Annotated in this window: 12 protein-coding genes and 1 pseudogene; 6 read left to right on the forward strand and 7 right to left on the reverse strand. The window is 53.8% G+C overall.

Annotated elements, in window-relative coordinates; genetic code table 11:
• Position 1: 1 nt before the first annotated feature.
• Positions 2-2,140: an alpha-galactosidase D gene (locus HDF12_RS05190; protein WP_257025357.1), complete on the reverse strand. Its 2,139-nt coding sequence runs from the start codon at positions 2,138-2,140 to the stop codon at positions 2-4.
• 396 nt (positions 2,141-2,536) lie between these two features.
• On the opposite strand from HDF12_RS05190, the gene HDF12_RS05195 reads away from it, so the two are divergent.
• The 4 genes from HDF12_RS05195 (at position 2,537) to HDF12_RS05210 (ending at position 5,265) form a co-directional block, all read left to right on the forward strand.
• Entirely contained in the window at positions 2,537-3,025 is a 489-nt protein-coding gene (locus tag HDF12_RS05195) for a nuclear transport factor 2 family protein (protein ID WP_179581530.1), read from the forward strand.
• Between the two features lie 18 nt (positions 3,026-3,043).
• Entirely contained in the window at positions 3,044-4,111 is a 1,068-nt protein-coding gene (locus tag HDF12_RS05200; protein ID WP_179583371.1) for a DUF4238 domain-containing protein, read from the forward strand.
• A gap of 24 nt (positions 4,112-4,135) precedes the next feature.
• Positions 4,136-4,564 carry an ester cyclase gene (locus HDF12_RS05205; RefSeq protein WP_179581531.1) on the forward strand — a complete coding sequence of 143 codons (429 nt, stop codon included), beginning with the start codon at positions 4,136-4,138 and terminating at the stop codon, positions 4,562-4,564.
• A 272-nt stretch (positions 4,565-4,836) separates the two neighbouring features.
• Complete coding sequence (locus HDF12_RS05210) at positions 4,837-5,265, forward strand: hypothetical protein (RefSeq protein ID WP_179581532.1); 429 nt, start codon at positions 4,837-4,839, stop codon at positions 5,263-5,265.
• A gap of 200 nt (positions 5,266-5,465) precedes the next feature.
• Here the strand turns inward: HDF12_RS05210 and HDF12_RS05215 are convergent, their stop codons facing one another.
• From HDF12_RS05215 to HDF12_RS21960, 3 genes are all read right to left on the reverse strand, one after another.
• Complete coding sequence (locus tag HDF12_RS05215) at positions 5,466-5,759, reverse strand: DUF1330 domain-containing protein (RefSeq protein ID WP_179581533.1); 294 nt, start codon at positions 5,757-5,759, stop codon at positions 5,466-5,468.
• Positions 5,760-5,929: 170 nt separating this feature from the next.
• Positions 5,930-6,673, reverse strand: coding sequence for a DinB family protein (locus HDF12_RS05220; RefSeq protein WP_257025358.1), 744 nt, complete (start codon positions 6,671-6,673; stop codon positions 5,930-5,932).
• Between the two features lie 186 nt (positions 6,674-6,859).
• Entirely contained in the window at positions 6,860-7,021 is a 162-nt protein-coding gene (locus tag HDF12_RS21960) for a hypothetical protein (protein WP_218892302.1), read from the reverse strand.
• A gap of 88 nt (positions 7,022-7,109) precedes the next feature.
• Between HDF12_RS21960 and HDF12_RS05225 the strand changes: the two genes are divergently transcribed.
• Together HDF12_RS05225 and HDF12_RS05230 are read left to right on the forward strand one after the other, a co-directional pair.
• Entirely contained in the window at positions 7,110-8,027 is a 918-nt protein-coding gene (locus HDF12_RS05225) for an OmpA family protein (protein WP_179581534.1), read from the forward strand.
• Positions 8,028-8,358: 331 nt separating this feature from the next.
• A complete protein-coding gene (locus HDF12_RS05230; protein ID WP_353073909.1) occupies positions 8,359-8,745 on the forward strand; it encodes a response regulator in 387 nt (128 codons plus the stop codon).
• Between the two features lie 135 nt (positions 8,746-8,880).
• Here HDF12_RS05230 and HDF12_RS05235 read toward each other — a convergent pair whose 3' ends face one another.
• From HDF12_RS05235 to HDF12_RS22795, 3 genes and pseudogenes are all read right to left on the reverse strand, one after another.
• On the reverse strand, positions 8,881-9,522 hold the full coding sequence (locus HDF12_RS05235; protein WP_179581536.1) for a response regulator: 642 nt from the start codon (positions 9,520-9,522) through the stop codon (positions 8,881-8,883).
• A gap of 146 nt (positions 9,523-9,668) precedes the next feature.
• Positions 9,669-10,961, reverse strand: coding sequence for a PAS domain-containing sensor histidine kinase (locus HDF12_RS05240; RefSeq protein ID WP_179581537.1), 1,293 nt, complete (start codon positions 10,959-10,961; stop codon positions 9,669-9,671).
• 1,027 nt (positions 10,962-11,988) lie between these two features.
• Positions 11,989-12,967 (reverse strand): annotated as a pseudogene (locus HDF12_RS22795) (DUF2950 domain-containing protein).
• Positions 12,968-13,009: the final 42 nt, after the last annotated feature.

The raw sequence follows: 13,009 nt of genomic DNA on the forward strand, positions 1-13,009 counted from the left end.
ACTAGAAGGTTAGCGGCGAAATGGTGATTGAGTCCAAATCGGGTGCGTAGTTCGACGGGTTATCGAACACGATCTGATTCTTGCCAGCCGTAAGCTGTACCTGGATAACAGTGCTCGTCGGCGTGCCAAAGCTGTATCCATTGAGGTCGAGCTCTTTGGCTGGCTGATCGTTTATGGTGACGAAGAACGATCGTGGCCCTTGCGTGAAATAGTCGATTTCAAGATTGTAGGTGCCAGCGGATTGCACCTCGACATCAGAGAAGGTCACACTGTTTCCGACCCCTCCGCCGATGTTTCCGGCCTTGGCCAGCCCGGAGGCATTGCCGTTGAACCCTGCGCTTGCAGAGCCACCGAGCGTTGCCAGTTCCGCTTCGTAGGTCTGCGTCTCAGGATACGACGCGGTTCCGTTTCCACTGATCACGATACGGTCGAGATCGGGAGGATAACTGATCGGGTTGCCGAACTCGATGCTGTTGTCGCCTTTTTTCAACTTCACGGGAATGGTCAGCTTGGAAGGAATGTTGCCGCTTCCACCGCTGGAGTTGAGCGTGATTGCGGGGCCTCCGTTGACGTTGATGATGTAAGAGCGGGTGCCCAGCGTAGCCGAATCGACTTCCATGTTGTAGACGCCGTCGCGATCGACCTTTACGTCGTCGAAGAAAACGTTGTTGTTCGGGCCGAGACCGATGTAACCAACCTTCTTGCCCTCCGAGCACAAGGGACAATCGGCGACCTGGGCCGAACCGGTGAGCGTGGCCAGATAAGCCTCATAGCTGGTGGACTTAGATGGAGGGACGTTGAATACACTACGTACCTTTAGCAGGCGAACGCCATGGCCCGGGAGAATGGCCGAGTATTCAAGCAGCGAGGATCCGAGTTCTGTGTGGCTCCACAGGTCTCGCGTGGTAAGCGTGGCGGCGAAGCCAAGATTGCTCCAGGGCAGGGTCACGCGAGTAGGTGCGGCGTTCAGGTTGAAGAGAGCGACGTAATATTCGCCATTGCCCAGATTCGAAGCCCAGATTGGCGTGAAGCCTGCGCGGATCTGTTGCGCGGGATGGCCCGACTGGTCGACAGCTATCACCTCGTCGTTGCCCAGAATCTTCTTACCTGTCGCTGACATCTTCGTCAGGTCGCCCCCGATGTAGAGCGGTGCGTTGGCCATAGCCCAGAAGCTCATCGACGTCTGCTGCTCCTGGGGAGTGATGCCATCGGTCGCGTCGTTACCGATCTCAAGGGAGTCAAGATCGTTCCATCCCAGGGTCGGTCCCGCGGCCGATTCCCAACTGGGAAGATCGAGAAAGCGGACTTGGATGCGATTCCACTCTGTCAGAAACGGGCAATCTCCCTCGCACTCCACGTCGCCTTCGATGCGCCGGGAGTTACTGGTCGCCTGCCAGTCTGCGATGTAATCCTGATCGAGCGCCCAGGATATTGTCAGCCAGATTGGCCGTCTGTTCTGCGCAATTGCCTTTGAAAATGCAGCTACGTCGGGGCGATTGTCAATGTTGGTGTTGTCGTTATAGGAGCCTGGCGTAACAGCGTCGAGTTTTATGAAGTCCGCACCCCACGAGGCATAGAGGTCGACGATGGAGTTGATGTACTCCTGCGCTCCGGGCTTGGTGTAGTCGATCTTGTCGCCTCCGCCGAATGCGTTGGCGATGGTCGCCGGCTTCACGATGATGTCCTGGAGGTGGTAAGGGGTACCTAGGATTGGCTTATTTGCTGCTACCTGATCGGTGCCGACGCCAGGGTTCAGGTACATGCCGAACTTCTGCCCGTTGGCATGAATATGCTGGATCATCGCGACGACGTCGGGGAAGCGTGTCGTGTCGAACAGCGTACGGCCATAGGCGTCTGAAGCACCGGTCCAGCCGGCATCGACGTTGATATAAATGTATCCGTGCGGCTGGAGGCCGGACTGCCGCAGAGCGTCGGACTGCGCGATGATGCTGTCCTGGGTGAGGAAGGTCTGGGTGGGAGTGATTGTCTGTTGGCTATAGGTGCTCCAGCCGAGATACGGTCGTTGGCCCACTCCATTCACCTGCGCGTGAGTTCCGGTTACGCAGGCTATGAGCGCTGTGGCAAGTAAGAGGCGAGATTTCACGATAGTTTGCATCCAGAAAAGCGGTTTTCTCAGCATTCGGATCTCCCATTGCGAATAGTTGCGCGTGTCAGTCCTCACTTTTAGATTTTCAATAGTGAAGATTAACTTGCGCCAATGAAAAATACTCCTATCCCGAAAGATTTGGCAAGTGACTTTTCAATAAAGATGAATTGTTGACGATTAGCCGACGAATGAGATGGTCCGCCGCTTTCATCCTCTGTTGGGCAGAGGATAGGAGTAGCAGTTCGCTTTCATTCAATCTGGATATTTACAATCATCGAAGGCAGACGCTCGCATCGCATCGCAAGTTGTTGAATCCAACGAAGCAAAACGTTCACTTTAAACATCACCCCCACAGACGCGTTAGGGATACTGATTGCGACAGTATCCCTAACGGTTACACGAGCCAGATATCCGGTAGGAGATGATCACTTGAAACTCACGAAGGTCCTCTTCTGCGCAGTCGCGATCTTTGCGTTGGGTGTGCTTCCCTTGTCAGGTCAAATGTCAGGCAACGGTCAAACCCACACCAAGCCGACCGAGAGCGAGCGCAACGAGTTGCTCACTGTTCGCCTGCTCGTGTGGAACAGCTACTTCGACAACGATCAAAAGCAATTGAAGAAGCTGATCGGGGAAGACTTCCTGACGATCAATCCTGGAGAGGAACACTGGCAGGACAAAGCAGAGTTCCTGGCCGGAGCTCAGCACTTCGCGGAACATCACGGCAAACTCGTCTCCTTGGACTTCCCGAAGACCGAGATCCAGGAGTTCGGAGACGTCGCCGTCCTCTACTCCCTCGTACGCATCACGATGGAGAGCGACGGCAAGCGCGAATCTCTCAACTGCCGCTCGACCGAGGTCTTTCACAAGCGAGAGGGCCAGTGGGTGAACACGGGCGCACACGTCGACTCGGGACGATAAGCAAGTTAGAGGGCTAACATTCGATCACATCATGCACCAACGCGGCATCTGCTTGAACGCTTCACCTTCAAGGACAAGAGTTCAAGGGTGGGCCGTGCGCTCTGGGTGTACGAGAAGGGGCGTGCCGCAAGAACGTCTAAGAATTTGGACGGCGAATGTGTCGAGCGTGGTTATTTCGCTGGGGCAAGTAACGGCGAGAGCGAACAGGAAGTTGATGAAAGATTCAATAGTGAATATGAAGCGCCCTTCAACAGAATTTTGCCTTCAATAGATGCTAATCTTCACATTTTCGACAGCAGAGAGATCCGAGAGATAACCGCTCGTTATGTATCTCACATTTTTCATCGAACTCTTGCTCTACGTAGCGGCAACGAGTCTCTGATGAGCGGAATGCTTTCTGAATATAGTTCGATTGCAGCAGATCCAACACGGCTTCGTGGGTATACCGCGAAAATTAGCGTTGTTGCCCGTAAACCGGTCGCGATGGCCGAGGTCAAAGCTGCGCTCTTGCGTAGTACTGAAGAAATGTTGACCGAAACCGCCGTCCAATCGCGATACGTGAACGACATCGACAGGGCAACAGGGGCCCTCGCTTCAAAATTAGTCGATCTTAGGTGGTCCGCCATTCGTTGTAAGGCTGATGAAAGCTTTGTTATCTCGGATACCCCGATTGTCTCAATCACCAAAGATCGCTTCGGAAAAGTAAGCTACGGAGAAGGCATCAGTAAGCCGATGGCCGAATGGTTTCTGCCAATTTCTCATCATCGCGTCATTAGAATCTCCCACAATGCAGCAATTACGGAATTCGCCGATGAAAAGATAGTTCGAGAACTTAACGCTGCGCAGATTCTAACGATGTCAAGACGCGTTATGGTCGGCACCACTCTCCATGGGTTGACGAGACGGTCCAGACCTACGGTGGAATCTACAAATTTCATCGAGATGTTTTCAAGGGCACACCTGCTGATGCCAACGAAAGTTTCTTCGACCTTTAGGCGGGTGCCCATTCATGCAGTTTCATCGCATGAGTGGCCTTCGAGCGAAGCTCGAACCGCATTCATGGCCCCCAACTCATCCCCGTGCTAGTCTTTCCAGCACCGAGGTGTCACGATGTCCTTAGCCGCCAACAAGGCCCTTGCACAACGCTGGTTCGAAGAAGTCTGGAACCAGGGCAAAGAATCCACCATCGACGAACTCTTTCACCCACAAGGCAAAGGCTACGGCTTTCCCCAGCCCCACTCCGTTCTCATCGGCCCGGAAGCCTTCAAGACCATCCACCGCCAGTTCCATAGCGCCTTCGGAGACATTCACATCACCATCGACGACCTCGTCGCCGAAGGAGATCTCGTCGCCATACGCTGGACCGCCACCATGAAGCACACCGGCGACGGCCTCGGCTTTCCCGCCACTGGCAAAACCGCAACCCTGCCCGGCGCCTCTTTCATCACCTGCCGCGACGGCATCATGACAGAAGGCTGGAACTCCATGGACATGACCAAACTAACCCTCCAGCTTCAGGAGCGAGACGCTCAGATCTAAAAAATAGCGTCCCATCTTCGCCAGCCGGGTGCTGGGCTCTTGCGATGAGTGGGTTCCACTCTGCCGAAGGCTGGAGTGAAGCCGAAGGCGCAACGACGGAATCGCCTTCTTTCGTGCCGGCTATCCCACACACCAAAGCCCACACATTCGCGGAGTTCATTCCTATAGCCTCACCACAGGAATGTGAAATTCGAGCGAAGCCCGAACCCTCCTGCGCAACCCGCTTCCTACGCCCTCCCGAACGCATCTAAATCAAGCAGGAGGGTCCATCCGTGCGCCACGCATTCCCCACTCTATTCATCGCGCTCCTCACCCTGGCCTTCGTCACCCACACCCAGAGCGCCTCTGCCCAAAACACCCAAACCACGCCCACCCAGACTCAAACTCAGCCCCAACCCCGCAGCCCCGGCGGTGACGTAGGCAGCGGAGCCGGCGACATCGGCAAGGGCACCGCTAAGGGAACCGGAGCCGCAGCCGAAGGTGTCGGCAAAGGCGCCGGCGACCTCGTCACCCTTCACCCCGTCGACGCCGCAGGCAACGTCGGCAAGGGTGCAGGCGTCGCCGGAAAGGACGTCGGCGTCGGCGCAGCCAAAGGCACCGGCAAAGTTGCCAAGGGCACAGGCCGCGGCATCGGCAAGATCTTCCACCATGGCCATCACGACGAGGACGCCACCCCGTCCCCATCCAGCCCACAAAACTAAACCCGGCTCAGAGAGTACTCCCGAAGCCCGGTGCCCCATCCTTCGCGACTCTGCGAAGGGTGGGATGCAGAAAGCTCGAACCGCCTCACCTCAGCGAATCGGAAAAACCATCAAGCCGGGTGCCCCATATCTCGATTCTGAGATGTGGGCATTCGAGCGAAGCTCGAACCTTCGCAGCATCCTCAAACAGGACCGTCCGATCAGGCTCCTTCAGCAATCCGGAAGTCTCTCTTCACGCCCGGCCCAAGCACAGCCAGAGCCTTCTTATAATCCGCGGTCTCATACGCCGCCAATGCATCCGCGTAGCTGTCAAACTCCACCACCACCGTCATCTGCTTCAACCCGGCCTCCAAAGCCGTGACCTCACTCTTCGGCGACACCAGGACACGCGCCCCAAACGGAGCCAGCGCCGCTCCAGCCAACTCCACATAGCTCTTCATCATCGCCTCGTCACCAACCGTATGGTACGAGACCACCCAATAACCCTTCTTCATGTCGTCCTCTCTCGAATCCATTCGCAACTTGGATGCGACCGGCCAGCAAACGACTCATCCTCTCCGGCAGCCGGGTGCCCCATTCCTGCAGTCTCATCGCATGAGTGGGCCTTAGCAAAGCTCGAACCGAACCCGCCAGCGTCCACCATCAAAAACGAATCTAGTCATACTCAACCAGCAGCGTCATCACTCCTCGCCCCGGGCAGCCGCTTGATCAGGAAGTCAATCTGGCCGGAGTGGTGCGAGATATGCTCGCACACGTGAAACCACAGGCAATAGTTGTTCACCGGGCCGCCGCCCCAACCAGGCTCCTTCAGAGCCGTGGTGAGCCACGCATCATCATGCTTGGCAAACTCAACTAAAGTCTTCTCGCGAGCCTCACGAAGCGCGTCCTGATAGTAGGCGACGTCATGGCCCTTGATCGTCGCCCGCCCAGCTGCACCAAGATTCATCGCCGGACCCCACTTCGCCTCATAGTCCGCCGGAAGCTTGTCGAAGTTTTCGTTCCCGAACGTAATCCTCTGGTACAGAACCTCAGTCGCCGCCAGGTGAAGCATCAGCGCACCAATCGTATTCGCATTCTTGTCGAACAGGTAGTCGAGCTGCTCCTGCGTGAGGTCGCGAGTCGGCCCCAGCACAGCGCCCTCCATCCAGGTCAGCATCGAAACCATCGTGCCGATCTGCGGGGTATACCCGGGCCTCGGCCCGATCATGTTGATCGTCGCCTTGTCATACGGCGGCGCAGTGCGAGGCATCGGCGTGCGCTTGGCCGGCGGCGGAGCTGGCGCAGGCGACTGCCCCGAGCTAGTAGGCTGGGCCGTTTGAGCACCCTGTCCAAACAACGGCACACCAGCCGCAAGAACACCTAAAGCCGAGTGAGCAAGAAACGTCCGGCGCGTAGAAGCGTAGTGCATCTGAACCTCCTGTTTTTACGAGACACCAAGCTTACACCCGACCTCGATTCCGCACACCCAACCGGCCCTCGTTCCCAAAACGGGAAACCCAAAAAATAAACTCAGAATCCGTGTCACATCCCCATCACCACAAACGATGACTGCTTAATCACCACATTCACCACACAAAACACCACAACTTCACCATCAAAACACCACATCTTGGCTGCCGTTTTTCTCAAAAACACCAACAAAAACCACAAAACCACGCACAAAAAAAATGTTGTAAGCCCAACACGAACCACCACTTTTTGTGAAGATGGAAATTCTCCGATCCATCACTAGCATTTCTGCTAATTGTTCTCGCACGCGCTACAACTGCACAATACCAACTACATGATCGATCTGAGCCGGGTCGAAAATCGAGTCTGAACACGAGCAACAGAAGGAGCGGACTATGAAAAGAAGCGCGCAGACCTTGATTTTAGCGGGTCCCCTGGTCTCTCTTCTCTTATCTTGCGGTACCGCGTTGGCTCAATCCACCAAGGTCAGTGGATTGATAACCGGGCGAAATGGGGCCTGCATGACGCTGCAGACTTCAGATGAGCCGAAGCTGGTGGTCTTGCTGACAGACACGACACAGGTGGCCCAAATCCAGGGAGTGTTCAAAGCACGCCGCAAGCAGATGTCGATGACCGCGCTGATACCGGGTCTCCAGGTTCAAGTAGAGGGGACATACGATTCCAAAAACGAACTTGTAGCAAGCTCGGTCAAGTTCAAGGGCAATGATCTGGAAGATGCGCAAACTATACAGGCTGGCTTGCAACCGGCGAAGGAGCAGATCCAACAGAGTCAAAAGGAACTAGACGAGCAGAAAGCAGCGCTTGAGCGGCAGCAACAAGCCATGCAGCAACAGCAGCAACTATTGTCCCAGGCGCAAGCGAAAATCGACAGCAACAAGGCGGCTATCGAGGCTGCCAACAAACGCTTTGGGCAGTTGGATGACTACAACATCATGGACGAACTGACGGTCTACTTCGGGAATGGCAAGGTAACCGTCGATCCAAAGTACAAGCCACAGTTACTGCAATTAGCTGAGAAGGCTAAGTCTATTACCGCGTACACGATCCAGGTAAAAGGTTACGCCTCATCATCTGGCAGCGCTTCGCTCAACCAGAAACTAAGCGAAGACCGAGCCAACAAGGTCACACAATTTCTTCAACAGCAGGGACACGTTCCTCTGACCAATATGTTAGCGCCCGGGGCTATGGGCGAAAGCAGGCAGATCGGCAATGACAAGACGGCCGAAGGCGAGACTCAAAACAGACGAGTCGTCGTCAGAGTACTGCAGAACAAGGGAATCGCCGGCACATAAGTAACAGGAACTAACTAGATCCCGGTAAACCTGACGTACCTGTCGCTATTGAAAACCCGATAGACAGCTCGATCGCGTCAAGTCTCTTTTTTCCGATTGTTCGCTTGTGGATTGATATCGGAATCTCTGTATTTTCTTTTGCTCTGCGCCCTGCTTGCGCAGAAATACACGACCATACTTGTCATGAAGATAGCTCGAATCGACGCCATTCGGCGATGGGCACCTGCCGTCGATAATTTGCGGTATTTTGCGACTGGAGTTCTCAAAAGGTGTCTTCATTGAGAGGGCGGCCTTGTAGGACATCTACCCGAACGAAGAAGGTGTGGAGCTCGTGATAACGCTTTTGTTAGCAGACGATAACCCTCGTATGTTGGCTGCACTCGTTCAGTTACTGCAACGAGAGTTTGTGATTGTAGATGCGTTGGCAAGTGGGGAAGAAGTTCTTGCTAAATCAGACACTGTGTGTCCTGACATTATTCTGCTTGATATCTCACTTGGAGATCTAACAGCGTTTCAAGTGTCGGACCAGTTGAGGCGGAGAGGATGTCCTTCCAGGATCGTTTTCTTGTCGGTTCACGAGAATCCTGAGTTTGTCCGTGCCGCTATAGAAATAGGCGCTTTCGGTTATGTTTTCAAGTCTCAGATAAGCCGTGACCTGGTGAACGCGCTTCATGCAGTCGCTGAAGGGAATCAATTCTTTTCTAATTCGGAAACGTGATTGCTAAAGCCCGCTTTTGAGCCCCTCTTCTCAATTGCGATAGACACCGAGGAAGTACGGAGCCAGAATTTTAGTATGACTAGAACGGAGTCGGGTGTAGAGGGGCGAATTGGTCGCGGTTAGAACTTGCTGTTTTTAGGCGCAAGAAAGCTGATGCTGCATGGCGTACTTGAGCAACTCCGCATTGGTCTTGACTCCAAGTGTCTCCATCATCCGATACTTTTGGAACGCGACCGTTCCCGGTTTAATCTTTAAGATGGTTGCTACTTCCTTCATCGACATGCCTTCCGCCAGTAACTGCAGCACTTCAGTTTGCCGGCCAGTGATTTTTCTGCGGTGAGGTTCTTCTTGAGAGAGTAGGCAACTGACAGTGTCACGCGCTATCAATGGCGACAAATACGATTCGCCATGTATGACCTTGTTGACGGCTACGATCAATTCTTGAGCTGCGGACTGTTTCAGAACATAGCCGGAGGCTCCGCGGCGGAAGGCCTCAGCCGCCATTTCGGCTGTCAGTGTCATGGTCAGGAAAATTAGTTTTACAAGAGGCATCTTGCGTTTGATTTGCTCGCCAGCGTCAAGGCCATTGAGACCCGGCATGGCAATATCGAGAATCACGACATCCGGCTTCAACGTGAAGGCAGCCTGCAGCAAGGACCGGCCGTCGGTAAAGATGCCGATGATCTGATACCGAGGCTCAAGAATCGATTTGCACGCTTCTGCGAGAAGCTTGTGGTCGTCTGCTATTAAGAGACGTGCGTTAGGTCTATGCTCCATGTCTAACACTCCCTATCCAGAAGATCGAGGATATCTACGGGGCCCTTGGCGTGACAGACTAACACGATTCCCAAGCTCTTGACTCATCGGGGATAGCGAATAATTTGCTGCAAAAGTTAAATACGATAGGAAATGTAGTTGCTGTGTCAGCGACTAGTTTGATGTTGCCTGTGAGGTACATTCGCCTCGACCCGAGTTCCTGTTCCCGGTGTCGAAGTAATGGTGAGTTCACCCCGAATCAAGAATATTCTTTCATGCATGCTGGTTAGTCCCAGCCCTCGCGTCCCAGCAGCTTTTTTCGCGACAAAGCCGATACCGTCGTCAGATACGTTGAGATAGACGGAGTCAGGAGCCCCGCGTATCTCTACTGCTACCTTTTTTGCTTGACTATGTTTTGCGACGTTATGCAGCGCCTCTTGTACGACACGGAAGAGACCAAGCGAAACGTCAGCATCTAGCTTGTCCGGAAGGTCGGAGCACACACAGTCGACCCGAATGTTGTAACGCTCGGTAAATTCTCGGCACAAACCCTTTATGGCCACGACGAGACCAAGCAACTCGAGCTCTGAAGAGTGGAGTTGATGCGAAAGGGTACCCACCGCGTGACCAAGATTTTTTATCTTCACGCAGAAGTGTTTCATTTTCTCGTCCCCATCGGGTGTAAGCTTCAAAGTCAGTCGGGCCGCCTCGAGTTCCATGCCGAATAGTGCCAGTGACTGGCCGATACTGTCGTGCAGTTCTCTGGCAACGCGGGTGCGTTCTACTTCTTGAGTGTTAACAAGACGCTGAATGAGTGCCATCCTGGCTTCTTCTGCCTGCCGGTGCTTGGTAATGTCTTCTGCAACTACCAATGCGCAGAGCTCATTGTCAAACTCTATGATTTGAGCGGACAGAAGTGTTATGAAGGGTTCTCCGGCCTTGGTCCGAAAGTTACCTTGATGGCCATGGAGGCTGCCCTCTAGCATGAGCTTTTCGAATACCTGGTCGCGATCATCTAGATCGCTCCACAAGCCGACGCCGATACATGGTTTACCGAGGACCTCACTGCGGCTATACCCAGTGCGTCGCTCGTATGAGTCATTAATTTCACGATAGACGAGACTGCTAAGTTGAATAATGCAAAGAACAGAAGGATTCGCACTAAACACTGCCGCAAAGTTGTCTTGGGCCTGATGAAGAGCACTCGCCTCATCCATTGCTTCCGCTGGATCTCTGCTGGGAGTAAAGGCGATTCGATCTGCTGCGCCGGTGATATGAATTCGATAAGGCGCAGTTCCCCCTCGGTGCGATAGAGTGCTGTTGATCCGATTCATCGTCGGAGATGTGGAGCACTCCTCATCCAAGGCATTGGGATCTCCAATCATATCGATGGACAGGCGGGGCCCGAGCTTTGACGCACATTCAGGAACATCGTTCGAGACTTGTAAGTCGCAACGCATGAACCCTGCCTTTCATTTCCGACTCAGGAGCAGTTACCCTTAAGACGAAGGACGTATGGTCGTACGTGCTGGTCACTCTTGTATGCCAAGTCAAGGTTCTTTTTGTGCCAAGAAGTCAGGAAGTTTAAAAAAATGCTGGGGCGAAGCGAGATTTTAGCCTGTAAGACACGGAAGCCGGAGAGAAGAACTCGCTCAGTGCTGGACAAGAGCCGCTTGCAAAACCATTCGCCTCTTGGCGGAGGCCGTTGGCTCGGGGTAATGTTCAGTCGGTCTGCAATTAGTCGTACAATCTAAACTTTTGAGCAGACCACGACCTGGTGCTGATCCCTATTGTCCTCCCAAAAACAACAAGTGCGAAGTTAAAATTGTACCCTTCGCAATATTATCTTTGAAGCACTTAACTAACCTTAACCAAACCTCCCTGTCCCAACCCCCTCCAGGCAAGCAGCTTATCGATGGTTTGCGTTTCCAAGGCGTAGCGCAGCAAGGGATTGACTGCGCAGCCTTTGTTCGCCCCGCCAGCCTGCTCCGAATGGAAGAAGCCTACACGAGCCACAAGAGTTCTAGGTATGTGAAGGCCTTATGGTTTATGAGGCAAGCTGTCGCGCGCGCGAAAGTTGACTCCGATTGCGGCTTATCGAAAATGAGTTATTGAATCTACTAGCAGTGAACCTGGAATCTGCTGATCCTTTTGAGCAAGATCGCAATAGATCTCCTGCGGATTGGATAGCTGAAGCGCTACCCTTCAAGTATTGAATTTACCGGCCACCAGGGATCTGCATCAGCGGCTCATTTTGCTTCACAATAAAGTTCTAATTGGATCTGCCTTCGTAACCATCACAGGCCCTGGTAAACGAAATAACCGTGTGAAACTTATTCAGGGCGACGTTGCAAGCTTTCATTGAACGCAAACGGCCATTACCGAGACGGACTACTGAAGGCCCGAGGAAATTGACCTCTCGCCGAGCATGCCGTGTGACGTTGCCGGAAGACGTGCGTCCAAGGTTAGACGCCTAATGTCCAGATGTCACCAATTGTCGGATGTGGGGCGCCAGGTCTTATCTGGATTGTAGAACTCCATGCTCTTGACGATGTTGAGGGAGTCGCTTCCCAAGTCCTTCTGATAGACAACTCCGTCGTAATCAACCATGAAGGTCTTCACGCCCGTGACGCGATATTCAGCAGGTACGGCTACGAGGACTAATCCGCCGATCATCGTCCCCCGGATCATGTAGTCGAGCTTTCCTAAGGGCGCATCAGGACCTTGCCCCTTCAATATTTTGAAATAGTAGCCGTGGAACGGCTTGTGTTTGTCCTCGTAGCCTTCATCAAGGGCCTTCGCTACAGCCTCGCCGATCGGGCCTCCCAACTGCCATCCGGATTTTGCCAGGCGAGCCCATCCTGTTTCCCCGGCGTGCTGATAATTCGCTGTGCATATTCATTCACGCCGGAGTCGTCGTGGATCTCCTCCGCGTAGTCCTTCTGTGCTTCCACGTAGCCTCGACAGATAGTAATGGCGTCCAGTTCGTTAGTCCCGATGCGGCGGAGCAGAATCTCCTTGAGGCCCGTCCTAATATCGAAATACCATTTCGCCTCTTTTCTGACGATCGGGATTGGGAGTGGCCACTCTTCGTCGGCGACGGAAAGAACGGCGCGATTCGGGTTCTTTGGATCTACGACTACCTCAGTCTTTTCGCGAGCTTCCACGGCAAAGGAGGCAGCAGAGTTTTTGTCTCGAACGCATCCGCCGACGAAACGATATCCTTACCATCCGATCCGAACATCCCCATAAGAGCGGGCACGTCGTAGTTCGCAGCCGCCTGGATGAGAGCGTCGGCAGCCTGTTTCGGCGTGGCAAATGACGTTTGCGCAAGTTGCGCTACCCTCGCTGCGGGTTGGTTAAGTTCCGAGGTTGCATGGGCGAAGGCCGTCAGAAGGCACGACAGGGCAGCCACGTGGGCGGCCGCAAGGAATCTCGATTTGAAGTTAGGTTTATGTGATCGCATGTAGTTTTCCTGGTCAAGATTCGTCTACCTCTGCCGCCCTCC

The organism is Tunturiibacter gelidiferens (genome assembly GCF_013410115.1).
Taxonomy (GTDB): Bacteria; Acidobacteriota; Terriglobia; order Terriglobales; family Acidobacteriaceae; genus Edaphobacter; species Edaphobacter gelidiferens.

Bases quoted from the DNA above. Each gene is read 5' to 3' on its own strand.
- HDF12_RS05225 (WP_179581534.1), top strand. From the start codon at position 7,110: ATGAAAAGAAGCGCGCAGACCTTGATTTTAGCGGGTCCCCTGGTCTCT.
- HDF12_RS05235 (WP_179581536.1), bottom strand. From the start codon at position 9,522: ATGGAGCATAGACCTAACGCACGTCTCTTAATAGCAGACGACCACAAG.
- HDF12_RS05220 (WP_257025358.1), bottom strand. From the start codon at position 6,673: ATGCACTACGCTTCTACGCGCCGGACGTTTCTTGCTCACTCGGCTTTA.
- HDF12_RS05215 (WP_179581533.1), bottom strand. From the start codon at position 5,759: ATGAAGAAGGGTTATTGGGTGGTCTCGTACCATACGGTTGGTGACGAG.
- HDF12_RS05240 (WP_179581537.1), bottom strand. From the start codon at position 10,961: ATGCGTTGCGACTTACAAGTCTCGAACGATGTTCCTGAATGTGCGTCA.
- HDF12_RS05205 (WP_179581531.1), top strand. From the start codon at position 4,136: ATGTCCTTAGCCGCCAACAAGGCCCTTGCACAACGCTGGTTCGAAGAA.
- HDF12_RS05190 (WP_257025357.1), bottom strand. From the start codon at position 2,140: ATGCTGAGAAAACCGCTTTTCTGGATGCAAACTATCGTGAAATCTCGC.